29 protein-coding genes are annotated in these 25,212 nt (G+C 68.9%); 10 read left to right on the top strand and 19 right to left on the bottom strand.

Features of this window, described 5'->3' with window-relative positions:
* Positions 1–82: 82 nt before the first annotated feature.
* The 3 genes from AO398_RS07240 to AO398_RS07230 all read right to left on the bottom strand — a co-directional run bounded on the left by AO398_RS07240 (position 83) and on the right by AO398_RS07230 (position 2,141).
* Complete coding sequence (locus tag AO398_RS07240) at positions 83–745, bottom strand: carbonic anhydrase (protein WP_058191447.1); 663 nt, start codon at positions 743–745, stop codon at positions 83–85.
* A 45-nt stretch (positions 746–790) separates the two neighbouring features.
* Positions 791–1,306 carry an NUDIX domain-containing protein gene (locus tag AO398_RS07235; RefSeq protein WP_058191343.1) on the bottom strand — a complete coding sequence of 172 codons (516 nt, stop codon included), beginning with the start codon at positions 1,304–1,306 and terminating at the stop codon, positions 791–793.
* A 91-nt stretch (positions 1,307–1,397) separates the two neighbouring features.
* A complete protein-coding gene (locus AO398_RS07230) occupies positions 1,398–2,141 on the bottom strand; it encodes a DUF429 domain-containing protein (RefSeq protein WP_058191446.1) in 744 nt (247 codons plus the stop codon).
* 118 nt (positions 2,142–2,259) lie between these two features.
* Here AO398_RS07230 and AO398_RS07225 point away from each other — a divergent pair, with 118 nt between their 5' ends.
* From AO398_RS07225 to AO398_RS07215, 3 genes are all read left to right on the top strand, one after another.
* Positions 2,260–3,141 (top strand): CoA ester lyase, encoded by an 882-nt coding sequence (locus AO398_RS07225; RefSeq protein ID WP_058191342.1) that lies wholly within the window; start codon positions 2,260–2,262, stop codon positions 3,139–3,141.
* Entirely contained in the window at positions 3,138–3,608 is a 471-nt protein-coding gene (gene dut / locus AO398_RS07220; protein WP_058191341.1) for a dUTP diphosphatase, read from the top strand. Before AO398_RS07225 ends, dut begins: the two co-directional genes overlap by 4 nt.
* A 491-nt stretch (positions 3,609–4,099) precedes the next feature.
* A complete protein-coding gene (locus tag AO398_RS07215; protein ID WP_160329316.1) occupies positions 4,100–6,262 on the top strand; it encodes a TonB-dependent receptor in 2,163 nt (720 codons plus the stop codon).
* Between the two features lie 141 nt (positions 6,263–6,403).
* On the opposite strand, the gene AO398_RS07210 is transcribed toward AO398_RS07215, so the two are convergent.
* Positions 6,404–7,270, bottom strand: coding sequence for an ATP-binding protein (locus AO398_RS07210; RefSeq protein ID WP_058191339.1), 867 nt, complete (start codon positions 7,268–7,270; stop codon positions 6,404–6,406).
* A gap of 151 nt (positions 7,271–7,421) precedes the next feature.
* Between AO398_RS07210 and AO398_RS07205 the strand changes: the two genes are divergently transcribed.
* The 5 genes from AO398_RS07205 to AO398_RS07185 all read left to right on the top strand — a co-directional run bounded on the left by AO398_RS07205 (position 7,422) and on the right by AO398_RS07185 (position 11,308).
* Positions 7,422–7,865 (top strand): OsmC family protein, encoded by a 444-nt coding sequence (locus AO398_RS07205; RefSeq protein WP_058191338.1) that lies wholly within the window; start codon positions 7,422–7,424, stop codon positions 7,863–7,865.
* Positions 7,866–7,988: 123 nt separating this feature from the next.
* Positions 7,989–8,354: a nuclear transport factor 2 family protein gene (locus AO398_RS07200; RefSeq protein WP_058191337.1), complete on the top strand. Its 366-nt coding sequence runs from the start codon at positions 7,989–7,991 to the stop codon at positions 8,352–8,354.
* 85 nt (positions 8,355–8,439) lie between these two features.
* Positions 8,440–9,900, top strand: coding sequence for a serine--tRNA ligase (serS, locus tag AO398_RS07195; RefSeq protein WP_058191336.1), 1,461 nt, complete (start codon positions 8,440–8,442; stop codon positions 9,898–9,900).
* Complete coding sequence (surE, locus tag AO398_RS07190) at positions 9,900–10,664, top strand: 5'/3'-nucleotidase SurE (RefSeq protein WP_058191335.1); 765 nt, start codon at positions 9,900–9,902, stop codon at positions 10,662–10,664. Before serS ends, surE begins: the two co-directional genes overlap by 1 nt.
* On the top strand, positions 10,661–11,308 hold the full coding sequence (locus AO398_RS07185; protein ID WP_082643164.1) for a methyltransferase domain-containing protein: 648 nt from the start codon (positions 10,661–10,663) through the stop codon (positions 11,306–11,308). Before surE ends, AO398_RS07185 begins: the two co-directional genes overlap by 4 nt.
* 134 nt (positions 11,309–11,442) lie before the next feature.
* Here the strand turns inward: AO398_RS07185 and AO398_RS07180 are convergent, their stop codons facing one another.
* From AO398_RS07180 to AO398_RS07155, 6 genes are all read right to left on the bottom strand, one after another.
* Positions 11,443–12,321, bottom strand: coding sequence for a phytoene/squalene synthase family protein (locus AO398_RS07180; protein WP_058191334.1), 879 nt, complete (start codon positions 12,319–12,321; stop codon positions 11,443–11,445).
* Positions 12,321–12,719, bottom strand: a complete 399-nt coding sequence (locus tag AO398_RS07175) for an MTH938/NDUFAF3 family protein (protein ID WP_058191333.1) — start codon at positions 12,717–12,719, stop codon at positions 12,321–12,323. Before AO398_RS07175 ends, AO398_RS07180 begins: the two co-directional genes overlap by 1 nt.
* 11 nt (positions 12,720–12,730) lie before the next feature.
* Positions 12,731–13,672 carry a protein translocase subunit SecF gene (gene secF, locus AO398_RS07170; RefSeq protein ID WP_058191332.1) on the bottom strand — a complete coding sequence of 314 codons (942 nt, stop codon included), beginning with the start codon at positions 13,670–13,672 and terminating at the stop codon, positions 12,731–12,733.
* Positions 13,673–13,905: 233 nt separating this feature from the next.
* Positions 13,906–15,510 (bottom strand): protein translocase subunit SecD, encoded by a 1,605-nt coding sequence (gene secD, locus AO398_RS07165; protein WP_058191331.1) that lies wholly within the window; start codon positions 15,508–15,510, stop codon positions 13,906–13,908.
* A gap of 57 nt (positions 15,511–15,567) precedes the next feature.
* A complete protein-coding gene (gene yajC, locus AO398_RS07160; protein ID WP_058191330.1) occupies positions 15,568–15,903 on the bottom strand; it encodes a preprotein translocase subunit YajC in 336 nt (111 codons plus the stop codon).
* A gap of 120 nt (positions 15,904–16,023) precedes the next feature.
* Positions 16,024–16,908 (bottom strand): alpha/beta hydrolase, encoded by an 885-nt coding sequence (locus tag AO398_RS07155; RefSeq protein ID WP_058191329.1) that lies wholly within the window; start codon positions 16,906–16,908, stop codon positions 16,024–16,026.
* A gap of 124 nt (positions 16,909–17,032) precedes the next feature.
* Between AO398_RS07155 and AO398_RS07150 the strand changes: the two genes are divergently transcribed.
* Positions 17,033–17,425 carry a YidB family protein gene (locus AO398_RS07150; RefSeq protein WP_058191328.1) on the top strand — a complete coding sequence of 131 codons (393 nt, stop codon included), beginning with the start codon at positions 17,033–17,035 and terminating at the stop codon, positions 17,423–17,425.
* Between the two features lie 83 nt (positions 17,426–17,508).
* Here AO398_RS07150 and AO398_RS07145 read toward each other — a convergent pair whose 3' ends face one another.
* A complete protein-coding gene (locus tag AO398_RS07145; RefSeq protein ID WP_058191327.1) occupies positions 17,509–18,987 on the bottom strand; it encodes a peptidoglycan DD-metalloendopeptidase family protein in 1,479 nt (492 codons plus the stop codon).
* Positions 18,988–19,177: 190 nt separating this feature from the next.
* On the opposite strand from AO398_RS07145, the gene AO398_RS07140 reads away from it, so the two are divergent.
* Positions 19,178–19,744, top strand: coding sequence for a GNAT family N-acetyltransferase (locus AO398_RS07140; RefSeq protein ID WP_058191444.1), 567 nt, complete (start codon positions 19,178–19,180; stop codon positions 19,742–19,744).
* 151 nt (positions 19,745–19,895) lie between these two features.
* Here AO398_RS07140 and AO398_RS07135 read toward each other — a convergent pair whose 3' ends face one another.
* From AO398_RS07135 to AO398_RS07100, 8 genes are all read right to left on the bottom strand, one after another.
* The gene (locus AO398_RS07135; RefSeq protein WP_058191326.1) at positions 19,896–20,213 is read right to left on the bottom strand and encodes a hypothetical protein; all 318 of its coding nucleotides are present in this window, start codon (positions 20,211–20,213) and stop codon (positions 19,896–19,898) included.
* A 295-nt stretch (positions 20,214–20,508) separates the two neighbouring features.
* Positions 20,509–21,786 carry a porin gene (locus AO398_RS07130; protein ID WP_058191325.1) on the bottom strand — a complete coding sequence of 426 codons (1,278 nt, stop codon included), beginning with the start codon at positions 21,784–21,786 and terminating at the stop codon, positions 20,509–20,511.
* Between the two features lie 224 nt (positions 21,787–22,010).
* Positions 22,011–22,859 carry a 23S rRNA (adenine(2030)-N(6))-methyltransferase RlmJ gene (rlmJ, locus tag AO398_RS07125; RefSeq protein ID WP_058191324.1) on the bottom strand — a complete coding sequence of 283 codons (849 nt, stop codon included), beginning with the start codon at positions 22,857–22,859 and terminating at the stop codon, positions 22,011–22,013.
* Positions 22,860–22,925: 66 nt separating this feature from the next.
* Positions 22,926–23,588, bottom strand: coding sequence for a ribonuclease T2 (locus tag AO398_RS07120; RefSeq protein WP_058191323.1), 663 nt, complete (start codon positions 23,586–23,588; stop codon positions 22,926–22,928).
* Positions 23,589–23,590: 2 nt separating this feature from the next.
* A complete protein-coding gene (locus tag AO398_RS07115; RefSeq protein ID WP_058191443.1) occupies positions 23,591–24,052 on the bottom strand; it encodes a hypothetical protein in 462 nt (153 codons plus the stop codon).
* Positions 24,053–24,334: 282 nt separating this feature from the next.
* Positions 24,335–24,553, bottom strand: a complete 219-nt coding sequence (locus AO398_RS28975; RefSeq protein ID WP_082643163.1) for a type II toxin-antitoxin system RelE/ParE family toxin — start codon at positions 24,551–24,553, stop codon at positions 24,335–24,337.
* A complete protein-coding gene (locus AO398_RS07105) occupies positions 24,546–24,824 on the bottom strand; it encodes a type II toxin-antitoxin system ParD family antitoxin (protein ID WP_058191322.1) in 279 nt (92 codons plus the stop codon). The genes AO398_RS28975 and AO398_RS07105 overlap by 8 nt, the downstream gene beginning before the upstream one ends.
* A 119-nt stretch (positions 24,825–24,943) precedes the next feature.
* On the bottom strand, positions 24,944–25,212 hold a 269-nt coding region (locus AO398_RS07100), incomplete at its 5' end, for a family 16 glycosylhydrolase (RefSeq protein WP_152997447.1).

The raw sequence follows: 25,212 nt of genomic DNA, 5'->3' as shown, positions 1-25,212 counted from the left end.
AGCCTCTACTGGTCAAACCGTCCTATGGGCCGGGCACTTCCAAATCGCGATCGGGCCCGGCGCCTTGCCGTGACGCAGTTCCTCAATCGCAAGCGACTGCGGTTGGCAGAACCTTCCGGCCGGCTTGGTCCACCGCCGGATGGAAGTCCCCGGTCTCGGAATCACGCACCAGCAGCACACCGTTGGCCACGCCGAAATGCGCGCCGTGGATGTTGAGCCGCCCCCCCTCGACCCGCTCCTTGATGAACGGGAAGCTTAAGAGGTTTTCCATGCTCTGGCTGACCATGGCGTGCTCCATCCTGGTCAGGTAGTCCGGGGCGCTCGAATCGCCTGCCTTCGCCTCGGCAGGCGCCACGAGCGAGACCCACTTGCCGATGAAGTTGCTGCTCGAGAGCGGCGCAGCCTTGTTGGCGAAGGCCTTGATACCGCCGCAGGTGGCGTGGCCGAGCACGACGATGTGCTTCACCTCCAGAGCCTGGACCGCGAACTCGATGGCCGCCGAGGTGCCGTGATAGGCGCCGTCCGGCTCGTAGGTCGGCACGATGTTGGCCACGTTGCGGATCACGAACAGCTCGCCGGGGCCGGCGTCGAAGATAGCCTCGGGAGCCACGCGACTGTCGCAGCAGCTGATCACCAGGATCTGGGGCTCCTGGCTCTGGGCGAGCTGCGCGAAGCGTCGGCGCTCGGTCGGGAACCGGTCGGCCAGGAACGCGCGGTAGCCCTCGGTCAGGAATTCAGGGAACATGCAATCTCCATCGGGTTCGATGATCTCGCACATGCGAGATCGGGATCACTGATCGTGCCAAGTCAGAACGCGCGGCCGGGTCGGAATAGTCCCTGCGGCAAGATCGATCGCGAGATCGGCAAGACCCGCCGGCTCGACGCGCTCACTACTGCCCCGCAACGCGGCGAGCGGCCACCAGCGGGTCCCGATCACCGGGTTGTCCTCGGTCTCGGCGAGACGGCTGGTATCGACCCGGTCGTCGGGCAGGCGGACCAGGAAGTAGCGCTCGCGGGCGTCCCGTGACTGGCGGAAGAGGTGGAACGGGCCGTCGCAGGCCGCGACCTGCGGGCCGATCGCGACATCGTCGCGGCCAATCTCCTCGCCCAGTTCCCGCCGACAGGCGGTAACGTGGTCCTCACCCGGTTCCAGCCCGCCCCCCGGCATGAACCAGAACCGCAGCGGCTCGCCGTCCGGCCCCTTCGCATGGACCGACGCGTAGGCGATCAGCAGGATCCGATCCTGCGGATCGAGAACGATCGCCCGGGCGACATGGCGGATCGGGAGGGGATGCGGGGCACTCATGGGACTGAGCTAGAGCGCGACGGTCCGAACGGACACCGGTCGAGGGCGTGATCCAGGAGAATTCAGCGCCACGGCCCAGCTTCGAGGCGGCTCATCGGCAATCCCGCACGGCGGGTGCCCAGATCACCACGGGCAGGCCATACGCATCTCGCTCCGGCGAGTCCGGCAACGGCACAGCGCATCCATCGAGGATGTCCCGGGCCACCACCAGGGCGGCCAGGGCGTCGAGGTGGTCGTCGGCCGGCACCCCCTTCACCCGGGCGTCCAGCAGGGCAGCCGGAAGGCCGGCCGCGTCAAGCAGAGTCCGGCGCAGGGCCAAGCCCTCTCGAGCCCGAACACCCTTCTTCGGCAGGCCAAGGGGGCGGCCGCCGTTGAGGGCGTGGAACGCGACTTCCGGATGGACCTCGTGGACCCGCGACAGCAGCTCTGGCCGCGCCCGCAGGAGCGTGTCCACGGCGCGGACGGAGCGGAAGATATTGTAGCCCTGGATTGAGGGCGCGAAGGGCGGCTCGCTGGCCGCCCGCGAGGCGGCCTTCGCGGAATCATAATCGGGCGCGTAGACAGCCGTGCGGGGCGGCATCGGGAAGACCGAGGATCGGGCGGGTCCGAGCCGGGCCCGGGCGGCCCGGTCGGCGCCCCGGCCACCCCCAAGGATCCGGTCCGGCAGCCCGATCGGCATGTCGATGCCAACGATCAGCGGCTGCTCCGGCGCATCGAGCAGGCTCGCCACGTCGGCAAACAGGGCACAGCGGTGCCGCTCCGGATCGTCGAGGTCGAGGAGCGCCCCCGCCCAGGCCCCCCGGCAGCCGTCGAGCCCCGCGACCCAGCGCGCCATCCCGTCCCCGCAATCGATCGTGAACGCATCGTCTTGCCCCACGATGCGTTCTTGCCCGGGACGCGGCGGAAAGCTATCGGCGATCCGGAGGGTGTTCCGCCGGCCCGGGAGAAGCGTGATGAGCGAGATCCGTCCCCGCCGCAGCGTGCTGGCCATGCCCGGCTCGAATGCCCGTGCCCTCGAGAAGGCGCGCACGCTCCCCGCCGACGTGATTCTGATCGACTTGGAGGACGGCGTCGCCCCGGAGCGGAAGGAAGAGGCCCGCGCCGCGGTGGCTGCCGTCGTCTCGGCACGGGGCTTCGGCCCGCGCGAGGTCGTGGTGCGGATCAACCCGCCCGAAACCGAGGCCGGCGAGGCCGACCTCGCGGCTTTGGCCGGGTGCGGGGCCGACGCGATCCTGGTGCCGAAGGTGCGCAGCTCCGACGCGCTGATCGCCGTAGGCTCGCGCCTGCGCCGGCTCGGGGCTCCCCCTGCGACCCGCATCTGGGCGATGATCGAGACCCCGATGGCGGTGGTCAACGCCGCCGAGATCGCCGGCGCCGCCCGGGACGTCGATGGACGGCTCGCGGCCCTGGTGATCGGCCCCAACGACCTCGTGACCGCGGCCCGGATCCGCCCCCCGGGGCGGGCAGCCCTGCGCCCCTGGCTGATGCAGGTCCTGGCCGCCGCCCGGGCCTACGAGATCGAGGCGATCGACGGCGTCTTCACCGACCTGCGGGATGGTGCCGGTTTCGAGGCGGAATGCGCCGAAGGTCGCGATCTCGGTTTTGATGGCAAGATGCTGATCCATCCGAGCCAGATCGGCCCGGCCAACGCCGCCTTTGGACCGGACGAGGCGGACATTGCCGAAGCGCGCCGGGTGGTGGCGGCCTTCGACGCGCCGGAGAATCAGGACCAGGGCGTCATCGCGTTGGACGGCCGCATGGTCGAGCGCCTGCATGTCGAAGCCGCCCGGCGCGTCTTGACCCTGGCCGAGGTGATCGCGCGGTTCGGCGCGTGAGCCCGCTGCCGGAAGTCGGCCTGCGCATCCTCGACCCACGGCTGCGGGGCTGGGGGTTTCCGCGCTGGGGCTCGGCGACTGCCGCCGGCCTCGACCTGCATGCCTGCCTGGACGAGCCACTGGTCCTGTCGCCCGGGAGCGTGCCGGCCCTGATACCGGCCGGCTTCAGCGTGCTGATCCGCAACCCCGACTGGTGCGGCCTGATCTTCCCCCGCTCCGGCCGCGGCCATCGCGACGGCCTCGTGCTCGGCAACGGAACCGGCGTGATCGATGCGGATTATGAAGGCCCCCTGATGGTCTCGGCCTGGAACCGTGACGCCGCGAATCCGATCCGGGTCGAGCCCGGGGACCGGATCGCGCAGCTGGTTTTTACACGCGTGACCCGGCCGGTCTTGACCATGCTGGAAGACGAGCCCGGGTCGGGCTCCGGCCGGGGTGCGGGCGGGTTTGGATCGAGCGGGCGGTAGGCCCCGCGCAGCAGCGCCGGATATCCAAATCCCCGCCGCCCTCCGCAATACCCGGCGATTCCATACAACCACGTCATTCTGAAGCGCCCGCGAAGCGGACCTCGAAGGGATTTCTCCAGAACCCGTGCAGCCGGGTGCAGGGATCCTTCGAGAGCTACGCTGCGCTCCGACAACCTTGGACAAAACAAAGGATTGGATATCAACGCTTTTAAGGCAACGCATATTGAAAATTCCCGGCATCAACAAATCTATACCACAGAGTTATGAAAATATTCGAATAGTATCTTTGTTCGACAAATTACAATCGATAAAATCTAGGTTTAATTTCTTGATCCAACATCTTGCCACTGCTAGCGGCGATCTGTTGGCGCAATGATGATTCCCACGCCGGTCCGCTGTTCGGACAGAGGAATCGATCGCCGCCATGGTTTCGCGACTAGATCGGCGCTCGCTTTTTCATGCCCAGCATATACATCCGCCATATTGCACCCGTGGCAACGCTTCTCCTCACGGCGAACCACGCCGCGACGACCCAGGAAAACTCGATCCACCCTGAAATAACCTCGGTCCAACTCGAAACGCTCTCGGTCGAATCGCACAATCCGACTGCGAGCCGGGTGGGGCAGGGGGAGGCGGGCGGCCTGCCGAAGGCTTTTCCCGGTGGCCAGGTCGCCCGCGGCAGCCGGCTCGGGATCCTCGGCAACAGGGATTACATGCGCACGCCGTTCAGCACGGCGAGCTACACCGAGAAGACGATCCGCGACCTCCAGGCGGTCAGCGTCGGCGATGTCCTGACGCGCACGGACCCATCGGTTCGTGTCTCGATCGGCAGCGGCAACCGCTACGACGCGCTGACGATCCGCGGCTTCCGGGTCGACAACCGCGAGTTCGCCCTGAACGGCCTGTACGGCCTCGTGCCGGATTACCGGATCAATCCGGCCCCCCTCGAACGGATCGAGGTGCTCAAGGGTCCGGCGGCGTTCCTGTTCGGGGCCTCAATCTTCGGCAGCGTCGCCGGCACGGTGAACGTCGTCACCAAGCGCGCGGGCGACGAGCCGCTCAATCGGGCGACCGTCGATTACGCCTCCACGACGCGGGGCGGCGCAGAGATCGACGTGGCGCGGCGCTACGGCGACGCGAAGCAGATCGGCGTGCGGATCAACGGCGCAGGTTTGGGCGGCGCCACGCCGATCGACCGCACCGCCCAGCGCAACGGTGTCGGCTCGCTGGCCCTCGACTATGACGGCGACCGCCTCCGCCTGTTCCTCGACGTCATCTATCAGCACGACGCCTATGACGCCCAGACCCGCGGCGGCAATCCGGTGCAGGGACTGCGCGTGCCCCGGGCGCCCGACCCACGCCGGAACATGTCCCAGAACTTCGATTTCTCCCGTTCCGACAGCCTCACCACTCTGGGGCGGGCGGAATTCGACCTGACCTCGGACATTACGCTGTTCGCGGCGCTCGGCGGCAACCGGTTCATCTACGACAAGCAGGAGAATCCTGCCTTCACCCTCCTGGACCGGACCGGGCGGACCAAAGTGAACTCGATTTTCCAGACCGGCGACACGTCGACGCTGTCGGGCGAGGCGGGGGCCCGGGCGCGCTTCGAGACGGGCTGGATCAAGCACGAGGCCGTGTTCACCGCGACGTATCTCGACCAGGATCTGACGCTCGGTCAGATCACCTACCCGGACTATGACTCCAACCTCTACGCGCCTGTCCGCCTGGCCTGGCCGGGGCAACCGAAATCTGCATTCCCCCGGGGTCGGGCGAGCTACGACCGGATGACGAGCTACGCCGTGGCCGACACGATGTCGGTGGCCGACGGGCTGGTCGAGCTGATGGTGGGCGCCCGCCGGCAGGAGATCGAGATCGGCAGTTACGCCCCGGTCACGGGCCTCCTGAGCAGCACCTACGACAAGAGCGCGACGACCCCGGCCTTCGGCCTGGTGGTACGGCCCACCGAGGTGCTGTCGGTCTACGCCAACGCGGTTCAGGGCCTGACGGCGCTGAAGGCGCCCGGCTCCGCGATCAACTCCACGCAGACCTTCCCGCCGGCCCGGTCGCGGCAATACGAGATCGGCGCGAAGCTCGACTTCAAGACTTTTGGGGCGACGCTGGCCGCCTTCCAGATCACCCAGCCGGCCGGGAACGTCGATCCCGTGACCAATGTCTTCGGCGTCGGCGGCACGCAGCGGAATCGCGGCTTCGAGGGGACGATCTTCGGCGAGATCGTGCCCGACCTGCGCGTCATCGTCGGCGCGACCCTGCTCGACGCCCGCTGGCGCCGGACCCGGGGCGGCCTCTACGACGGCAATCCCGCAACCGGCGCACCGCGCTTCCAGGCCACCACGGGCCTCGAATGGGACACGCCGGTCCTGCGTGGCCTCACGGCGATCGCCACAGTGGTCTATACCGGCGCGTCCTATGCCGGCACGACGTTCACCAACCTGCCCTTCTCGAGGATCCCGGACTGGACGACCCTGGATCTCGGCCTGCGCTACGCGACGCTCGTGCAAGACAAGCCGGTCACGCTGCGGGCGACGATGAGCAACGTCACCGACAACCACTACTGGATCGCCAACCCGAACGGCGCCCTCATCCTGGGCGCCCCGCGCACCGTGTGGCTGTCGGCTTCCATCGACTTTTGAGATGCCAAGCCGTCATCGCGAGCGGAGCGAAGCGACCCAGCGCAGCCCGCGATCCCAGGAGGGTGCGTAGCCCTGGGTTGCTTCGCTCCGCTCGCAATGACGGGGCGAACGCCGGCCGGATGCTTCAGGCGCCGGAGCGTCTCAATCCAGCACCTTCCCCATCCGCCCGGCGAGATCCTGGATGAACTGGAAGGCGGTGCGGCCGGAGCGGGAGCCGCGGGTGGTGGCCCATTCCAGCGCCTCGGCGCGCAGGCGCTCGGGCGGCAGGTCGAGGCCGTAGCGCTCGGCATAGGCGCGGATCATCGCCAGAAACTCGTCCTGGCTGCATTTGTGGAAGCCGAGCCAGAGGCCGAACCGGTCCGAGAGCGAGACCTTCTCCTCCACGGCCTCGCCGGGGTTGATCGCCGTCGAGCGCTCGTTCTCGACCATGTCGCGGGCGAGCAGGTGCCGGCGGTTCGAGGTGGCATAGAACAGCACGTTGCCGGGCCGGCCCTCGATGCCGCCGTCCAGCGCGGTCTTGAGCGACTTGTACGAGGTGTCGTCGCCGTCGAAGGACAGGTCGTCGCAATAGACCAGCCAGCGATGCGGGTCGGGCCGCAGCAGCGCCATCAGGTCGGGCAGCGCCTCGATGTCCTCCCGGTGGATCTCCACGAGCTTCATCGGCAGCGCGCCGTCCGGCCGGCGGGCGTTGATCTCGGCATGAGCCGCCTTGACCAGCGAGGACTTCCCCATGCCGCGGGCGCCCCAGAGCAGGGCGTTGTTGGCCGGCAGGCCGCGGGCGAAGCGCTCGGTGTTCTCGATCAGCGTGTCGCGGGCCCGATCGATACCGGTGAGCAGGCCGATCTCCACCCGGGCCACCTGGGGCACCGGGGTGAGCCGCCGCTCGGGTCCCCACAGGAAGGCGTCGGCGGCGTTCGGGTCGGAAGCCGGCGGGACGGGCGGTGCGGCCCGCTCCAGCGCGGTGGCGATCCGCTCCAGGAGCGGCATCAGGGTCTCGAGGCTCGTCATCGGATCGGGGGGTTTGGCTGCCGGGTCGGTGGAGCAACCGTACTACGGCGTTCGGCTCCGAAAATCATCCGGCCGACGATTGCATCGGCCCGGGGCCGAACACGCCCTAGGATCGAACGTTGGATCCTTCAAGAAGCCGGGGAGGGCGCTGATGGAAGCGGGACCGACGATCCGGATCACCCAGGTCGGCGCTTACGTCTTCACGGTCGATTTCGGCGCCGCCCTGCCCGACCTCCTCACCGACGAGGCGCCCCCGATCGGCGGCGGCACCGGTCCGGTCCCGGAGCAGATGCTGATCGCCGGGGTGGCGAACTGCCTGTGCGCCAGCCTGGTCTTCGCCCTGGGCAAGTTCCGGCAGGACGCGCAGGGCGTCGCTGCAGAGGCCGCCTGCCGGGTCACGCGCAATCCGGAAGGCCGCCTGCGGATCACCGGGATCGACGTGCACATCCGGCTCGGTGCGCAAGCCGCCGCGATGCCGCGGATCGACCGGGTGCTCGACCAGTTCCAGCGCTTCTGCACGGTGTCGGAGAGCGTGAAGGCTGGGATCCCGGTCGCAGTCACGGTCGAGGATGGCGGCGGGCGGCGACTCGCATGACCGGCCCCGGGCCGGATCCCAAATGTCCCGCGGGCGAAGACCGCCGCGCCTCGTTTCTGCGGACGGGATGATCCGCCCTTCGCCCCGAAACCGTTACCCCCCTGGCCTTCACAGGAGCGACGCATGGCCCAAGACAACCGGGACGCTGCAACCGAGCCGTCGGCGCTGGCCGAACTCTTCAACCAACGCGCCAATGCTGGCGATGTCGAGGGGCTGGTGGCGCTCTACGAGCCGGGGGCGGTGCTGGCGGCCGGGCGTGTGGTCGCCACCGGGCATGACGAAATCCGGGCCTTCTACGCCAACCTGCTCGGGCGCAAATCCGAGTTCCCAGCTCCCGAGACGCTGGAGCCCGTGAGCAACGGCGATCTCGCCCTCACCTTCGCCCGGTTGCCCAACGGCGCGCTCTCGGTGGAGGTCGCCCGGGCGCAGCCGGACGGGACCTGGCTCTGGGCGATCGACCAGTTGAAGATCGCGCCGCCGAGGGAGTAGCCGTGCCGCGCTTGTCCCACCGGACGCGATGCGGCAAAGCGGGGGCCGCGCGCCCCGAGCCTGCGCGCCGATCCGAGCCGACACGATGCACGACATCCGCGCCATCCGGGACAACCCGGACGCCTTCGACCGCGACCTAACCCGCCGGGGCCTCGCGCCGCTCTCGGCCGAGCTGATCGCCCTCGACGAGGCGCGGAAATCGTCCGTGTCGGCGGCTCAGGCCAACCAGGAGCGGCGCAACGCGCTGGCCAAGGAAATCGGCGGCGCTAAGAAGGCCAAGGACGAGGCCCGCGCCTCTGCCCTGATGGCGGAGGTCGCCGCCCTCAAGGCCGCCGAGCCGGCCCTAAAGGCGGCGGAAGGCGAGGCCGACAGGGCACTCGCCGATAAGCTCGCCGCGATCCCGAATCGCCCGAAGCCCGACGTGCCGGACGGCGCCGACGAGCACGGCAACGTCCTCTACCGCAGCCACGCCTCGACCCGGGAGCGCCTGACCGAGGGGAAGGAGCATTTCGAGCTCGGCGAGGCCTGCGGGCTGATGGATTTCGAATCCGCCGCCAAGCTCTCCGGCTCGCGCTTCGTGGTGCTGAAGGGCCAGCTCGCCCGGCTGGAGCGGGCGCTCGGCCAGTTCATGCTCGACCTACACACGCAGGAGCACGGGTATTTGGAGGTGGCGCCGCCGGTGCTCGTTCGGGACGAGGCGATGTTTGGCACGGCACAGCTGCCGAAGTTTGAAGACGATCAGTTCGTGGCGACGCGTACTTTGGCAGAGTCAGAGCGCGCTTCACGGGCCTACGAACTTGCGGCAGGTCGAATGCTTCCTTTGGAGCAGCCACTTCGTCCGTCTATGAGTGGCACACCGGTGATCCCGCCCGGCGTGACACCCCCGCCTGGTTTGCTTCCGTACATGGAGGCGTACCATGAAATTGGCTCTGCGGAACGCCGCTGGCTCATCCCCACCGCCGAGGTCCCGCTGACCAACCTCGTGCGCGAATCCATCCTGCGCGAAGAAGAACTGCCCCTGCGCTTCACCGCGCTCACGCCCTGCTTCCGGGCCGCCGGCGGGGCGGCGGGGCGGGATACGCGGGGCATGCTGCGCCAGCACCAGTTCAACAAGGTCGAGATGGTCTCGATCACCACGCCGGACGAGTCCGACAACGAGCACGAGCGCATGCTCACCTGCGCGGAGGCGGTCCTCAAGAAACTCGATCTGCCCTACCGGGTGATGACGCTCTGCACCGGCGACATGGGCTTCGCCTCCCAGAAGACCTACGACATCGAGGTCTGGGTGCCGGGCCAGCGCACCCACCGAGAAATTTCTTCGTGTTCCGTCTGCGGTGAGTTCCAGGCCCGACGGATGAACGCGCGCTACCGGGGCAAGGACGGCAAGCCGGCCTATGTCCACACGCTGAACGGCTCAGGCGTCGCGGTCGGCCGCGCTCTGATCGCCGTGATGGAGAACTATCAGAACCCGGACGGGAGCATCACGATCCCGTCGGTGCTCCACCCCTATATGGGCGGGCTCAACCGGATCGAAGGGGCCCGCTGATGCGCATCCTAGTCACCAACGACGACGGCATCCACGCGCCGGGGCTCGCCACCCTAGAGGAGATTGCCCGGGAGCTGTCGGACGACGTGTGGGTCGTGGCGCCGGAGAGCGACCAATCCGGCGTCTCGCACTCGCTCTCGCTCAACGACCCGCTGCGCCTGCGGCAGGTCTCAGAGCAGCGCTTCGCGGTGAAGGGCACGCCCTCCGATTGCGTGATCCTGGGCGTGCGCCACATCCTGGGCGATCACGGGCCGGACCTGATCCTGTCGGGAGTCAACCGCGGCCAGAACGTCGCCGAGGACGTGACCTATTCGGGCACGATCGCGGCCGCCATGGAAGGCACGATCCTCGGCATCCGCTCGATCGCCCTGAGCCAGGCCTACGGGGCAGGCGGCCGCAGCGCGCTCAAATGGGATTGCGCCCGCGAGCACGGCCCGAAGGTCGTCCGCAAGATCCTGGAGACCGGGATCGAGCCCGGCATCCTGATCAACGTGAACTTCCCGGATTGCGAGCCGGTGGACGTGCAGGGCGTCGCGGTGGCGGCGCAGGGTTTCCGCAACCAGGCGCTGCTCTCGATCGACGCCCGGGTGGACGGGCGCGGCAATCCGTATTTCTGGCTGGCCTTCGCCAAGGCCCGATTCGAGCCGGGCCACGGCTCGGACCTCAAGGCGATCGCGGAGAAGCGGATCTCGGTGACGCCCCTGCGCCTCGACCTGACCGACGAGCCGACCCTGACCCGCTTCGCGCAGGCCTTCGCGGCGTGATCGACCTGGGCGGCCTTGAGGAGGCTGCCGGCAACGCGGCCTTCGTCATGGCGCTCCGGGGCCGGGGGATGCGGGACACCGCGATCCTGCGGGCCATGGAGCAGGTTTCGCGGGAACCCTTCGCCCCCGCGGCCCATCGCGCCCAGGCCCGGCGGGACATCGCCCTGCCGCTGCCCTGCGGCGCCTCGATGACCGCGCCGACCCTGGTGGCGCAGATGCTGGCGCTCCTGCGGGTCGAGCCTGGCCACCGGGTTTTGGAGATCGGCACCGGCTCGGGCTATGCGACGGCGCTCCTAGCGAAGCTCGGGGCCGGCGCTGTCCTGAGCCTGGAGCGCTATGCGACGCTCGCCCGCGAGGCCGCTGTACGGCTCTCCGACCAATCCGAAATCCACGTGGTCCAGGCCGATGGCCTCGCCCCGGAGCTGCCCGATGGCGGCTTCGACCGCATCCTGGTCCACGGCAGCGTCGAGGCCATCCCGCCGCACTGGCGCGCCGCCCTCGAACCGGGGGGCCGCCTGGTGACCGGCCTGAGCCCAGATGGCCGCTGCCGGATCGCGACCTTGGCGAGCCCGGAGGCCGAACCGGAACTCGGCCCGCCAACGCGTTTGGCGGCGCTGGTGCCCGGATTGGCGCGGGTGCTGTGACGTTCCCGTTCTACGCCGTCATTGCGAGCGTAGCGAAGCAACCTAGGGCAGCGCGCGATCTCAGAACGGTAGCGTTTCCCTGGGTCGCTTCGCTGCGCTCGCAATGACGGTGAGGGTCGTTCGCTCGAAGGTGTTCATCCAATCCGCCGCGAGGCCCGCCACAGCCGCCACAGCCTCCGCCAGCGCGGCAGGTCGGTGATCGTGTTGAGCGGGTCGTAGCTCGCCCGCTCCATCGTCGCGAGGTAGGGCTCGACCAGGGCCACCGGCAGGAACGCCGTACCCGCGAGCGGCGCGATGGTCGGGCGGGCGGCCTCGAAGGCCTTGAGATGGGTCCGGGCGAGGTCGCGCAGGTCGGCGCAGGCCCGGCGCAGGCCGGGGCCGCCGCGGCCGCTGGTGATGTCCTCGCGGGTGACGCCGTAGCGGGCGAGCACATCGGCGGGCAAGTAGACCTGGCCGGAGCGGGCGTGCCAGGGGAGGGCGCGCAGCAGGCCGGTGAGGCCGTAGGCCACGCCGGCGTGGCCGGCAGCGCCCGCGCCGCCCGGCTCGGTGCCGTTGCCGATCACCAGGCTCGCCAGCCGGAACAGGGCGGAGGCGGTCTCGCCGCAATAGCCCTCCAGGTCGTTCACCCGGGGCATCGGGTCCTCGTAGAGGTCGAACACCCGCGCATCGATCAGGTCGACGAAGGGCTGGCGCAGGAGGCGGTTCACCCGGATCGCCTCTTCGAGGGCCGCCGCCACCGGGTTGGCTCGGACATCGCCCCTTGCCTCGCCCTGGAGCGCATCGCGCCACCATTGCAGGCGGATTTCGCCGGCCATCGGGTTCGAGGCGGCCCCGCGCACCCGCGCGACGGTCAGGCTGAAGGCGTAGAGCGCGAAGAGGTGCGGCCGGGCGGCGGCCGGGGCGAACAGGGTCGCATAGTAGCGGTCGGGGTCGCCGTCGCGGACCAGCTGCTCGCAATGGGCCTGCGCGAAAGCCAGGCCGGTCTCTGCGGGCTTGTCGTCGACCTCCGGCATCAATCGACCACGATCAGGGCGGCCGCGACCTTGCGGTTCTCGGCCACCAGGATGTTGTAGGTGCGGGCGGCCGCCCCCGTCTGCATCACGTCGAGGCCGACGCCGGCATCCTTAAGCCAGCCGCGCAGGGACGGGTCGATGGCCGCGATGTCGAGGCCGGTGCCGACCAGAAGCAACTCGATCCCCGCCGCCTCGGCCTGGACCGGCCGCAACGCGGTCCGGTCGATCGCCTTTGGAGAGGTCACGTCCCATGCGCGCACGCCCGAGGGCAGGAGCAGGAGCGAGCCGCGATGCGACATCCCGGCAAAGCGGAAGCCGCCATTGCCATAGGTGTCGATGATGTGGCGCCCCGGCACGAAGCCGGAGTCAAAGTTTTTCGGACTCGCCGGCTCGGTCATCGCGTCAAAAATTACTCGGCGGGTTGCGGGACGCCGGAGCGCTCGGCCGCCGCCCGGGCGCCCGAGAGCATCAGCCCCAGATAGATCAACACCGGAGTCGACACGAAGATCGCCGAGTAGGTGCAGATCACGACGCCGCAGAGCATCACGATGGCGAAGCCCTTGATCGCCTCGCCGCCGAACAGGACCAGCGCCAGGAGCGACAGGCCCGACGAGATCGAGGTCATCACGGTGCGCGACATGGTCGAGTTGATCGACAGGTTCAGCAGGTCGACCGTGGGGATGGTCTTGTAGCGCCGCATCAGCTCGCGGGTCCGGTCGAACACCACCACGGTCTCGTTGAGCGAGTAGCCGACGATGGTCAGGATCGCGGCGATCGAGGTCATGTTGAACTCGATGCGGGTGATGATGAACACGCCCACCGTCAGGACGATGTCGTGGAGCGTACCGACGATGGCGCCGAGCGCCAGCTCCCGCTCGAACCGGAACCAGAGGTAGAGCAGCACCGCGACCACCGACAGCACGACGCCGAGCGTGCCCGACTGGACCAGCTCGCCCGAGACGCGCGGGCCGACCGTCTCGGTGCGGCGGAAATCGTAATCGGCATCGAAGGCGGCGTGCGCCTTGTTCATCACGGCGGTCTGGCCCTGCTCGCCGGGCTGGAGCGGCAGGCGCACCAGCACGGTGCCCTGGTTGCCGAGCTCCTGAACCTCCGGCTCGCCGAAGCCGAAGCCCACTGCGGTGTGCCGGATCGCGGCCACGTCGGCGGTGCCGGACTTGGCCTGCAGCTCGACCAGGGTGCCGCCCTTGAAGTCGATGCCGAAGTTCAGCCCGATGGTGAGGAACAGCACCACGGTGACGAGCGACAGAACCGCCGAGAGCGGAAAGGTCAGCCGCCGGAAGCGCATGAAGTCGAAATGCGATTCATCGGGCCAGAGGCGGAGCAGGCGCATTTTTTCGTCTCGGTTCGCGTATCGGGCGCGCGGGGGCGCCGGATGATCGACGCGGGTTCATCCCGCTCGCTCCGTCATTCCGGGGCGCCGTAGGTGAGCCCGGAATCCAGACGCGCGGTGGCGGCAGGATCGGGCGCCGTCGGCGGCTCTGGATCCCGGGCTCCGCTGCGCGGCCCCGGGATGACAGGTCTGTGTCGGATCGCCCGGCCAACCTCCTCGGAAGATTTGAAGCCTCAGAACGGCAGGGCCTTCGGCCGGAACGTCTTATACCACACCGCGATCATCATCCGGGTCAGCGTCACGGCGGTGATGACGGTGGTCAGGATGCCGAGGATAAACACCACGGCAAACCCCTTCACCGGCCCGGAGCCGAGGAAGAACAGGATCAACGCGGCGATCGCCATGGTCGAGTTCGAGTCGATGATCGTCGCGAAGGCGCGGTCGAAGCCGGCCTGGAGCGCGGAGATCAGCGAGCGGCCGGCATGGCTCTCCTCGCGCATGCGCTCGTAGATCAGCACGTTGGAATCCACCGCGGTGCCGATGGTGAGCACGATGCCGGCGATCCCCGGCAGGGTCATGGTCGCCTCCAGCACCGACATCAGGCCCAGGATCAGCCCGACATGGACCATCAGGGCGATGTTGGCGATGAACCCGAAGGTCCCGTAGGTGGCGAACATGAAGCAGACAACGAGGCCGGCGGCCACCAGGGTCGCGAGCTTGCCGGCCTGGATCGAGTCCCGGCCGAGGCCGGGGCCGACGACGCGGCGCTCGACCACGGTGAACTTCGCCGGCAAGGCGCCGGCCCGGAGCAGGACTGACAGGTCGTTGGCCTGCTGAACCGTGAAGTTGCCGGTGATCTGGCCCGAGCCGCCGGTGATCGCCGAGCGGATCACGGGAGCCGAGACCACCTCATTGTCGAGCACGATCGCCATGCGCCGGCCGACATTCTCCGAGGTCGCCTGGCCAAAGCGCTGGGCGCCGCGCAGATTGAATTTGAAGCTGACCATCGGCTCGTGCGACTGCTGGTCGAAGGCCGGCTGGGCGTCGGTCAGCTCGCCGCCATCGGCCATGACCCGGCGCTCGACCGGGACCTTGGCGCCCTTCTCGTCCTTGGAGGGCAGCATGTCGACGTCGCCCGAGGGGCTGTCGGCGAGCATGCGGAACTCGAGCTTGGCGGTGGAGCCCAGCAGCTTCTCCAGCCGCTCCGGGTTCTGCTCGCCCGGGACCTGGATCAGGATCCGGTCGGCGCCCTGCTGCTGGATCGAGGGCTCGGTGGTGCCGGTGGAATCGAGCCGGCGCCGGATGACCTCGATGCCTTGGCTGACCGCCCGGCGGGTGCGGTCGGTGATGCCGGCGTCGGTGAGCGTCAGGCGGATCACGGCACCGGGCTGCTCGGTGATGTCGAGGGTGCGGGCGGCGGTCTGGCCGATCGACGTGGTGATCGGCAGCGACAGTTCCTGCAGCTTCGGCAGGACCTTGGCCCGGGCCGCGTCGTCCGCGACCTTCACTTGGACGCCGCGCTGGAGCAGGCCGATGCCGCCGTCGGCGCGGACGTTCTCCTGTTGCAGCGTGCGGCGCACGTCGTCCCGCAGGGCCTTGGCCTGGGAAGCGATCAGCTCGTTCTGGTCGACCTCCAGCAGCAGCTGCGAGCCGCCCTGAAGGTCGAGGCCGAGTACGATGCCCCGGGTCGGGACGATCCAGGTCGGGAACCAGGACGGCAGGCTCGCCACGAAGCCCTTGCGCTGCTCGGGCGTGAAGAAGCTCGGCACCGCGAGCATCAAGCCGATCAGGATCGCCGCGAGGGTCGTGATGATCTTCGCACGGGAGAAGCGCAGCATCGGCCGGTGTTTTCTCTGTCAGGCCGGCGACTTACGCCGGCCGCTTCATGAAAGGTGTCAGACGGCCTTGGCCGGTCCGCCCTTGGCGCGGACCTCGGAGATCATCGTCCGCACGACCCGGACGCGGACGTTCGGGGCGATCTCGACCTCGATCTCCGGCTGGTCGTCCACGGACTTCGTCACGCGACCGACGAGGCCGCCGTTGGTGACGATCGTGTCGTCCCGGCGCACCGCCTTGATCAGCGCCTGGTGGTCCTTGACCCGTTTCTGCTGCGGTCGCAGGATCAGGAAATACATGATCACGAAGATCAGGACGAACGGGATCACCTGAAAGGCGATCTCCGCTCCGCCAGCGGCCGTAGCGGCCCCTTGCGCGAAGGCGGGGGTGATCAACGAGCGTCTCCTGCGATTGGCACGCAGGCCTGCCGCCGATTGCGGCGTCCGCAGACCTGTCTGAAAGCGCGCGGACTATAGCCAGGGGCTTCCCGAAAGCAACGCCCCCTGCTCAGGCCCTCACAGCAGGCCGAGCACAGCCTCCGCGAAGGTGTCCGGTGCCTCCTGGGGAAAGTTGTGTCCGACCCCCGAGACGACGGCGCGCCGGTAGGGCCCGGTGAAATGCGCCGCGTCGGTATCGGTCGCCGGCGGTGGGCCGACGCCGTCGTCGGCGCCGAGCAGGACCACCGACGGTACCGTGATCGCCGGCTGGCATGCCAGCCGGGCCTCGATCGCGACGAGCGTCGGATCGCCGGGGACCAGGCCGAAGCGATGGCGGTAGGAATGGACCACCACGTCCACGAAATCCGGGTTCTCTTCGAAGGATCGGGCGGTCCGGGCGTACATCTCTTCGGTGAACCGCCAGGTCGGCGACCACAGCCGCCACAACAACGCGCAGAATTCCGAGCGGTTGGCTGCCAGGCCGGCGCGGCCGCGCTCGCCGTGGAGGTAGTACTGGTACCACAACCTGTGCTCGACATCCGGCGCGGCCGGTTTGCCCGAGGCCGGGATATTCTGAATGTTGTAGCCCACGCCGCAGCTGACCAGCCCGGCGGCCCGATCCGGCCAGAGGGCCGCGACCACGCAGGCTGCCCGGCCGCCCCAATCGTAGCCGGCGAGCACCGCCCGCTCGATCCCGAGCGCGTCCAGGAAGGCCAGGAGGTCGGAACCGAGGGCCGCCTGCTCGCCGGAGCGTGGGGTGGCGGGATCACGGAACCGGGTCGGTCCGTAGCCCCGCAGATACGGGATCAGGCAGCGCACCCCGGATCCGGCCAGGCGCTCGGCCACGGCGTCATAGGCGTGGATGTCGTACGGGAAGCCGTGGAGCAGCACCGCCGGCTTCCCGTCCGAAGGGCCGACATCCCGGTAGGCGACGTCGAGAACACCGGCCAGCACGCGTTTCACGGAACGCTCCCTCCCTGCATCCGGCACCCTAACCGATTCCCCGCGCAATTTCCGCATGCGCTCTTGCCGCCGGCCCGATACGCCCGACCTTGGGCGCGGTGACGGAACCAGGAGACACGACGCGATGGGCCTGCTCGACGGTGTGAAGACCCTGATCGGCGACGTGGTCGCGGCAGCCGACCGGGCGGTCGTGAACGCCGGCAGCGGCAAGCTCGCGTTGGCGCTGGCGAAATTCTATCCCGGCGGACTGGTCGCCTTCCTGGATCGCCTGCGCGAGGCCGGCCACGGCGACGCTGTCGAGTCCTGGATCGGGTCCGGTGAGAACCGCCACATCCCGGCCGCTGCCATTGCCGTCTGCCTGCCGGAGGCGGTCACCGAGCGGCTGGCCTACGACCTCAACCTGCCCGCCGGGCGGGTGCCGACGGCCCTCGCCGAGTTCCTGCCTGCGGCGGTCGCAGCCCAGAGCGAGGACGGCAAGCTGAAGCCCCAGCCGAATTTCAGCACGCAGGTGCGCTGAGGGCACTGAACCTCGGTCGCGCGGCGCCAACAAAAAACGGCGGCCCCTCTCGGGACCGCCGCCTAGGGTGTCGTCGCGCCGTCTCAGTTGCTGGCGAGCTGGGACATCGGGTCCACGGGCGAGCCGCCCTTGCGGATCTCGAAGTGCAGCTGCGGCGAGGTCACGTTGCCGGAGGCGCCGGACTTGGCGATGGTCTGGCCGCGCTTGACCTTGTCGCCGGGCTTCACGTCGATCTCGCCGTTATGGGCGTAGGCCGAGACGAAGCCATTGGCGTGGCGCACCAGCACCAGCTTGCCGTAACCCTTCACGTCCGAGCCGGCATAGGCGACGGTGCCCTCCTCGGCGGCCTTCACCGGCGTGCCTTCCGGCACCGCGATGTTGATGCCCTCGTTGCCCGAGGTGCCGTAGCCCGAGATCACCCGGCCCTTGGCGGGCCAGCGGAAGCTCTCCGACGGGGTCGCATCGGCGACGGAACCGGTGGCGGCGGGCCCCGTCGCGGCCGGCGCGGCCGCGGCGACCGGCTTCGGGGCCTCCTTGGCGGCGACCTTCTCGGGCTTCTCCGCGGCGGCGGCCTTCTGGGCCGCTTCCTTGGCGGCCTTGGCCTCGGCGAGCTTCTGGGTGGCCTCGGCCTTCGCGGCCGCCTTGGCCTCGGCCTTGGCTTCCATCGCCTTCGCCTCGGCCTTGGCCTTCGCGTCCGCCTTCGGATCGGCCTTCTTCTCATCCGCCTTGGCGACCTGGCCCGGGCGGACATGCTTCTTCTTGTCGGCCTCCTTCAGGGAAGCCTCCTTCAGGGAAGCCTCCTTGCGGGATTTCTCTTCCGCGACCTTGCGGGCAGCGGTATCCCGGGCGAGCGCCTCCTTGCGGTCCGCTTCCTTCTCGGCGGCGGCCCGCTTGGCGTCTTCGCGCTTGGCCTCCTCACGCTTGGCCTCCTCACGCTTGGCCGCCTCCTTGGCGTCCTCGCGCTTGGAGGGAACCTTGGCTTCGATCTGCCGGGCGTCCTCGCGCTTCTCTTCGACGGCCCGGGCCGGACGCGCGGTCATCGGGGCCGCGGCCGGGTTCATTCCGGAGGCGTTGTAGACCGGGATGACGATCTGCCGGCCGGGGGTGATCTGGCTGGCATTGGACAGGCCGTTGGCCGACAGGATCGCGGAGGCGGGGACCCCGAAGCGCGTCGACATCTGGTTCAGGCTGTCGTTCTTCGACACCGTGATCTGGGTGCCGCCCTGTGCGCTCCAGCCGGGGGCGCCGGTGGAGGCGACGCGGGTGGCCGGCGCGGCCGCAGGGGTCGGGGCCGGGATCGCCGTGGCCGCCGGGCGCGGGGCAGCACCGGGGGCGCCGAGCGCCTCGGACTGGATCCGGCCGGTGCGGATCGCCGGCGCCGGCTTGAGGCTGCCGTCCGGCAGGCTGCCGGTGGCGGCAGGCTCCGACGAGAAAGGGTTGGAAAATGGGTTGCTCAGGCGCGATGCGTCCGAGGAACAGGCGGCGGCACCGCCACCAATGATGCCGATGAGGGCGACGCGTGACAGCGTCCGTAACCCTCGACCCGTACCGCGCACCCGCATCGACGCACCCGTTTGCCTGACGCAACTTGATGCCGCAATGAAGACGGATTCAGGTTAAGCAACCGTTCCCGTCCAGCTTATCCGTGACCGCCCCGCGCTGTGCCACACGGATCGTCGAAGCCTGCGCGGGATGAAATCAGGGGGCACAACCGTGCCTTTTCCGGCACGGCCGGCACCCCACATCGCAGAGATGTTTACCATCCGCGCCACCCGCGACAGCCTCGCCGACCTGCCCGGGATCGAGACCGCCCGCCTGTCGATCGCGGCGCTGGGGCCCGACGATGCCCAGGATTTGCGCCGGATCACCGACGACCCGGCGATCACCGCGGCGGTCGATTTCCTGCCGGCCCCCTTCACGGTACGCGATGCCGAAGACCTGATCCGCAGCGGCACCCGCGGCCAGGACCGCTTCCTCGGAGCCTGGATGCGCCACACGGACGCGTCGGAGGCCCGTGAGGCGGCATCCCACGAGTCCGTCGGGCCGAACCTCGTCGGCGTGGTGGGCACCCATCTGCGCGGCCCCGGCGCGATCGAGATCGGCTACTGGGTCGGGGGCGCGGCGCGCGGGCGCGGCTTCGCCTTCGAGGCGGTCGCGGCGATCGTCGCGCTGCTCGCACGGCGTTTCCCGGCGCGCATCATCGTTGCGGAATGCCGCCCCGGCAACGTCGCATCCTGGGGCCTCCTGCAGAAGCTCGGCTTCCGCGACACCGGGGAGGAGGGGCATCGTCCCGGGCGACGCCTGCTCCAACGGGGTTGATCGGGACCGATCCCGATTCTCCGCGGCGCAGGACGGATGCGGCCGCCTTTGAGGCGCTGACCGTCCACGTCGATGACGGCACGGCGTCAGGGAGCGGGGGATCAGCAGCCGAGATCTCGTCCCAAGCGCTACGCGCTGGGACCAACGAGCGCTAGTTCAGCGCTTCGGCCAATTCGGCGGTCGCAGCCTCGGCCGTCTTGGCGACCCGGCGCTTCTTCTTGTGGCCCTCCACCTTGATGGTCCGCTCATCCTCGGAGACGCGCTCGACGAGGGCAAAGCCGTGCAGTTCGGCTAGGCAGGACGGGTCCTGCGATTGTTCCTCGATCAAGGCATAGAAGGCTGCCCGCACGATATCCTTCTTGGACGCATCGGGATGCTTTTCCCGGACGGCGGCGCGCAACGCCTTCGGCGACATGCCGGGTGCGGCAACGCTCCGCAACGTGTCCGACAAAACCTTGATCACCGGCATTTCCAGATGTCCTCGACCTGTCCACGAACGACGGGCAAAGAACAATACGTGATACAAGGCTGGATGTGCAAGTTTTTCATGTCACGAGTCACATATTTGATACTTCAAAATACGATAGAAAAAATCCCACCTATGCCGATATAGGAAGCTTATATATTAAACTTCATAGTTCATGGCGATAGAAAACAAATCCTCCGCGATGAATACGGCTTTTCCGCGCGCACGAAAAAACCCCCGGGCTCACGCCCGAGGGTTGTTGGAAGAGCCGGCCCGAGGGCCGGCCTGGAGAATCGGCTCAGAAGGTGATGCCGGTCTCGACCATGTAACGGTCCTGCGAGGTGCGGTTGCCGGTGCGGCCGAAGCCGGTACCCAGCGTGCCCTCGGCCAGATTCCCGCGGGTGATGCCGCCGAGCTCAACGTGGGCGTATTCGACCCGGAAGAAGTAGCGGTCGAACGTGAAGGTCGGCGTGACGGTGACTGAGAAGGCGTTGCTGCCGGCACCGAAGCCGAGCAGGTTCGTCCCGCCGGAGCCCCTCACACCGGTCTGCTCGGTGTATTCGACGCGGCCGGCCAGCGAGAAGTTGTCGGTGAAGGAGTAGGCCGCCAGCAGGGCGCCGCCATAGGTCGAGGCGGTGTTGCCGATCCCGACCCGCAGATCACGCTCGACGTTGGTGAACTGGAAGTACGGCGAGATGATCCACGGACCGTTCGCGTAAGTGTAGTTGATGTTGAAGATGCCGCTGTTCTGCTGCGCGTTCGGCGTGGCGAACTGGTAGCGCGCGCTGCGGTCGAGGGCATTGGTGCGCCCGACGTTGAGGCCGCCGTTGACGCCGATCGTGTTGAAGTCGTCGAGCTTGTAGGCGACGTTGCCGGTGAACCAGGTGATCTCGTTGGAGAAGAACCCGTCGGTGCCGGCGAGCGAGACCGAGAGCGGGCCGCTGCTGTAATTGACCTGCACACCTTGGTTGATGAAGTTCTCCTGCACGAACAGGAGGCCGCGGTTGATGTTCAGGTTCTGGTAGGTGAACAGCAGCTCGGTGCCGATCAGGGTGAACATCCGACCGCCCTGGATCGACCATTCATCGTTGATCTGGATCTTGCCGTAGGCGACGGGCACCGGTCCGAACAGCAGGTCGGTCTGTGTGAACGTCCCGAGGGTCGGGAAGCCGAGCTGCGGGATCGAGTAGCCACCGGCCTGGATGTAGAACTGGAACGCGCCCTCGGGCTTCTGGATGATGCCCTGGAGGTTCGAGAAGTCGACCCGCGCAGCCCGATCCCGGTCGTTGGGGGCGGCCGGCGTCGAGAACGAGGCGAACGGGTTGGTCTGGGTGTAGGCGTAGCCGGTGACGGCACCGCCGACATAGAGGTCACCCAGCGGACCGGCCGAGAAGCAGGTCGGGTTCGGGTTGGCCTTGATCACGCCGGCGTAGGCCGGGCCCAGCAGCGTGGCCTTGCAGGGCTCGGCCGGAGGCGCGACGGGAACCGGTGCCGGGGCTGCAAGATCGGCCGCGAGGATGCTGGTCGAGGTGAGCAGCACGGTGGCCAAGCCGGCCAGGGTGGATCGCTTCAGCATGATTTCGCAGCTCGTTGGAATTGGTTCCCTGCCAAGCTGACACCGACCTGCCGGTGACACAAAAACAAACAAATGGCACTTGCCTAGTTTTTAGTCATTCTTGAGGGTGGCGCGTGGGTCTGCTGAGAAATGTGTCTTTGTCGCCACAACAGCGGCGGCCGCGTGGGCGCGAAATCTCTTAAAGAATTGCCGCGGCGGCGCTCACCCATCCCAATAGTGACGAATCAGCTTGCGGGGCCGATCGAATCACAGCGAAACCCACCGAACTCCTCCCGGGCCAGCCGCTGAGCTAGGGCCGGCAGGAACAACAACGCCTCTTCGGCGAGGCGCCAGGGCGGATTGACCACGATCAAGCCGCTTCCGCACAGCCGGGTCGGGTCGTCCGGCCGGTCGATCAAGAGATCCAGGCGCAGGGCCGGGCGGGGCAGGGCGGCGTCGAGGTCGCGGACCATGCGGTCGATCGCGGCCGCGTCCTTGATCGGGTACCAGGCCAGGAAGATCCCGGTCGGCCATTTCGCCACCGCGCGGGCGAGATGGCTGCCGAGGCGCTCGATCTCGCCCGGCACCTCGTAGGGCGGGTCGATCAGCACGAGGCCCCGGCGCTCCGGGGGTGGGATCTGGGCGTTGACGGCGGTCCAGCCGTCGAGGCTGAGCACCTTGGTGCGGCCGTCGCGCTCGTAGCGCCCCCGCAGGGTCGCGGCGTCCTCCGGGTGCAGCTCGACGAACACGCCCCTGTCACCGGGCCGCAGCGCCTCGCGGATCACCACGGCCGCGCCGGGATAGGCGGTGGCGCCGTAGCGGGTCTGCACCGCCGCGACGGTCTCGCGGTAGGGCGCGAGCAGCGCCTCGATGTCGGGCGCGAAGGGCGCCTCCATCCGGCCCCAGCCGTCCCGCCACTCGCCGGTGCGGGCGGCCTCGTCGGCGGTCAGGTCGTAGACGCCCAGGCCCGCGAAGGCGTCGAGCGCCCGGAACGGCTTGTCCTTGAGGCCGAGATGCGCGAGCACCCGCGCCAGGACGAGGTGCTTGAGCACGTCGGCATGGTTGCCGGCGTGGAAGGCGTGCCGATAGTTCATGGCTGCGCCCTGAAGCGGATCGCGCGACCCGGGTCCAGCCTCAAACCGCGACACCGGCCAAATAAATCAGCGGGCGGCGTCCAGCGTGATCTCCGGGGCGCGGCAATTGCCGCGGGCGACCTCGGGGCAGGGGGTGAAGCCGCGCAGGTCCTTGGAGAAGCAGATCCGCACCTCCTGGAGCTGCCCGCGGGTGCAGGTCACCGCCATCATGTCGGGGCGCAGGCCGCGGTTGGCGGCCACGAATTGGCGGGCGATCTCGATCGGCGCCAGGCTCTGCGGGCCGCCGCCGCCCTTGAGACCGTCGGGGATCGTCACGGCGAAGCGCGCGTCGCGGGCGGCCTGGAAGTAACTGGTGGGATCGAGTCCGGAACAGGTGCCGTGGGCGCGCCACTCGTGCCGGGCGAGCCCCTCGCTCGGGTAGACCTGCCCGGCCACCTCGAGCGCCTGCCGGGTCGGCGCCCGCTCCACCGCGGAGCAGTTCTGCGGGTAGCCCCGCGTATATTGCGGCCAGAGCCCATGCACGACGAAGCCGAGGCCGCGGCCAGGGGTGCATTGCCCATCGTTCCGGCGCTCGCCGACGCCGGCGCAATAGGTCGGCGACCAGGACAGGGCCAGCACGTAGAAATCGAACGCGCCCGGCTCGCCCCGGCGGCCGAAGCCGCCGATATCCTGGGCGGCGGCCGGCCCGGCGAACAGCAGGCCGGCGAGGCAGGCGGCGCGGGCGCGCATCCTCAGGGCCGCGCCATCCGGCAGGCGGTGGCGTAGGCGTAGGCCAGGTCGCGGTCGAGGCCGTGCACGCAGAACTCGACGCCCCAGGTCGCCCCGATGATGCCGAGGCTCTCGCGCACGGAGTAATCGACCTTGCGGCGCACGCCGTCCGAGGTGGTGACGGTGGCCGAGCAGAACCGGCGGGGATAGGTGTCCAGCCCCCAGGGCCGCCAGGCGGTGCGCTCGATCGTGTCGAAGGACCGGATCGTCATCGACGAGTTCCAGTACTTCGCCTCCTTCTCGGCGAAGTTGGTCGAGACCTGCTCCAGGACGCTCGGGTCCTGGCAGCCGGGGATCTGCGCGTCGAACGGGAAGATCCGCTCCTCGGCGGGCTCGATATCCTCCCGGGCCGAGCGGGCCAGGGCCGGCTGCGCGACGGAGAGGAGGGCCAGCCCGAGGGCCAGGCTGTGAAGGATCGGGCGCATGGCGCGTGCCTCGACGGGGGTGCTGTCCTGCATGCGCGAGACGATGGCTCGGCGGGGGCGCCAGTCAAGTCGGCTCAGGGGTGAACCGACGGTTTACCGGGCGGTGCGGCGCAGGTGCCACGGTCCCGGTGCAGGGCGTACCGACCAGGGCTGCCCCCCCTGAACGGTAGCGGATTGCCAGCCCGAATCGACGGCAGCGTGGCGTCAAGGCACGACGTCGGAGGCGTCCAGATCCAGATATCGGCTGCGGATCCGGACGAGGTCGATACCGGTGGGCGTCGGCTAATAGAACAAGACGTAGTTTCCAACCGCGATGCTTCGCAGCGCGTCAGCCAACTCCGGTCTCGCGCGGCCAATCAGCGGGCGATCGGCGACCAACACAAGCTTGGCCTGGATCTGATCGACCAGCCGGTCGGCTGCCCGCACGTCGTCCTGCGCGATGTAAGCCCAGATTTCCACAAGGTCTTTTTCGGCGCGCGGGCGCCGGACGATCCTAGTCACCGCGCCCGGAAGCGGATTGCACGGCAGCCAAGCGGCGACGCCCTTCGGCCTTGACGGCTTCGATATCCAAGTGCGCGGAGGGACCGCTGTCCAAGCCCTCACGGATATCCCGACGGAGGGCATCCAGCTTGGCGGTGCGACGCCGCTCGCGCTCCTCGACGAGGCGGAGCCCGTCGCGCATCACGTCGCTCACCGACGCGTAGCGCCCGGTCTCCACCATCTCGCGCACGAACCGCTCGTCCTGCTCGTCCAGGATATAGCTCGCCGGCATTGCCCCCTCCGCGGAAGCCGCGAGACTACCACCTTGCGATCGTCCCGCAATCCGGGGCCGCAGTTCAGTAGATCGGCCCCGTGCTCGACGGCGGCGCGCCGAGCTGCAGCGGCTCGTCGTCATCCTGCGCCGGTTCCTCGGGCGCCGCGGCGGCGACGCGGGGCGCGCGGGAGCGGGGCGGCGAGGTCCCGGCCCGGGCCGCTCCAGAGGGAGCGCAGGGGCTTGCCGGGAGGCGGCGGGCTGGGCTTGTCGGGCCGGGCGCGCACCTCGCGCAGCAGCCGGCCGTTGACCGACCAGCGCAGGCGGTCGGGCAGCCATTCCAGCGCGTAATCGGCCATGGTGGTCGAGGCGTCGAAGCCGAGGCTCTCGACGGTCTCGTGCTCGCCGG

It is taken from the genome of Methylobacterium sp. GXS13, assembly GCF_001455965.1.
In the GTDB taxonomy this organism is placed as follows: domain Bacteria; phylum Pseudomonadota; class Alphaproteobacteria; order Rhizobiales; family Beijerinckiaceae; genus Methylobacterium.
The sequence above is the reverse complement of the archived record's forward strand: the minus strand, read 5'-3'. Positions and strand labels throughout refer to the sequence as shown.

Excerpts from the sequence above, each read along its gene's own strand:
- secF (WP_058191332.1), bottom strand. The coding sequence starts at position 13,672 with ATGCGCCTGCTCCGCCTCTGGCCCGATGAATCGCATTTCGACTTCATG.
- rlmJ (WP_058191324.1), bottom strand. The coding sequence starts at position 22,859 with ATGAACTATCGGCACGCCTTCCACGCCGGCAACCATGCCGACGTGCTC.
- secD (WP_058191331.1), bottom strand. The coding sequence starts at position 15,510 with ATGCTGCGCTTCTCCCGTGCGAAGATCATCACGACCCTCGCGGCGATC.
- AO398_RS07145 (WP_058191327.1), bottom strand. The coding sequence starts at position 18,987 with ATGCGGGTGCGCGGTACGGGTCGAGGGTTACGGACGCTGTCACGCGTC.
- AO398_RS07200 (WP_058191337.1), top strand. The coding sequence starts at position 7,989 with ATGGCCCAAGACAACCGGGACGCTGCAACCGAGCCGTCGGCGCTGGCC.
- AO398_RS07175 (WP_058191333.1), bottom strand. The coding sequence starts at position 12,719 with ATGACCGAGCCGGCGAGTCCGAAAAACTTTGACTCCGGCTTCGTGCCG.
- AO398_RS07105 (WP_058191322.1), bottom strand. The coding sequence starts at position 24,824 with ATGCCGGCGAGCTATATCCTGGACGAGCAGGACGAGCGGTTCGTGCGC.
- serS (WP_058191336.1), top strand. The coding sequence starts at position 8,440 with ATGCACGACATCCGCGCCATCCGGGACAACCCGGACGCCTTCGACCGC.
- AO398_RS07150 (WP_058191328.1), top strand. The coding sequence starts at position 17,033 with ATGGGCCTGCTCGACGGTGTGAAGACCCTGATCGGCGACGTGGTCGCG.
- surE (WP_058191335.1), top strand. The coding sequence starts at position 9,900 with ATGCGCATCCTAGTCACCAACGACGACGGCATCCACGCGCCGGGGCTC.
- AO398_RS07240 (WP_058191447.1), bottom strand. The coding sequence starts at position 745 with ATGTTCCCTGAATTCCTGACCGAGGGCTACCGCGCGTTCCTGGCCGAC.
- AO398_RS07120 (WP_058191323.1), bottom strand. The coding sequence starts at position 23,588 with ATGCGCGCCCGCGCCGCCTGCCTCGCCGGCCTGCTGTTCGCCGGGCCG.
- AO398_RS07115 (WP_058191443.1), bottom strand. The coding sequence starts at position 24,052 with ATGCGCCCGATCCTTCACAGCCTGGCCCTCGGGCTGGCCCTCCTCTCC.
- AO398_RS07210 (WP_058191339.1), bottom strand. The coding sequence starts at position 7,270 with ATGACGAGCCTCGAGACCCTGATGCCGCTCCTGGAGCGGATCGCCACC.
- AO398_RS07130 (WP_058191325.1), bottom strand. The coding sequence starts at position 21,786 with ATGCTGAAGCGATCCACCCTGGCCGGCTTGGCCACCGTGCTGCTCACC.
- AO398_RS07140 (WP_058191444.1), top strand. The coding sequence starts at position 19,178 with ATGTTTACCATCCGCGCCACCCGCGACAGCCTCGCCGACCTGCCCGGG.
- AO398_RS07235 (WP_058191343.1), bottom strand. The coding sequence starts at position 1,306 with ATGAGTGCCCCGCATCCCCTCCCGATCCGCCATGTCGCCCGGGCGATC.
- AO398_RS07180 (WP_058191334.1), bottom strand. The coding sequence starts at position 12,321 with ATGCCGGAGGTCGACGACAAGCCCGCAGAGACCGGCCTGGCTTTCGCG.
- AO398_RS07205 (WP_058191338.1), top strand. The coding sequence starts at position 7,422 with ATGGAAGCGGGACCGACGATCCGGATCACCCAGGTCGGCGCTTACGTC.
- AO398_RS07135 (WP_058191326.1), bottom strand. The coding sequence starts at position 20,213 with ATGCCGGTGATCAAGGTTTTGTCGGACACGTTGCGGAGCGTTGCCGCA.
- AO398_RS07225 (WP_058191342.1), top strand. The coding sequence starts at position 2,260 with ATGAGCGAGATCCGTCCCCGCCGCAGCGTGCTGGCCATGCCCGGCTCG.
- AO398_RS07230 (WP_058191446.1), bottom strand. The coding sequence starts at position 2,141 with ATGGCGCGCTGGGTCGCGGGGCTCGACGGCTGCCGGGGGGCCTGGGCG.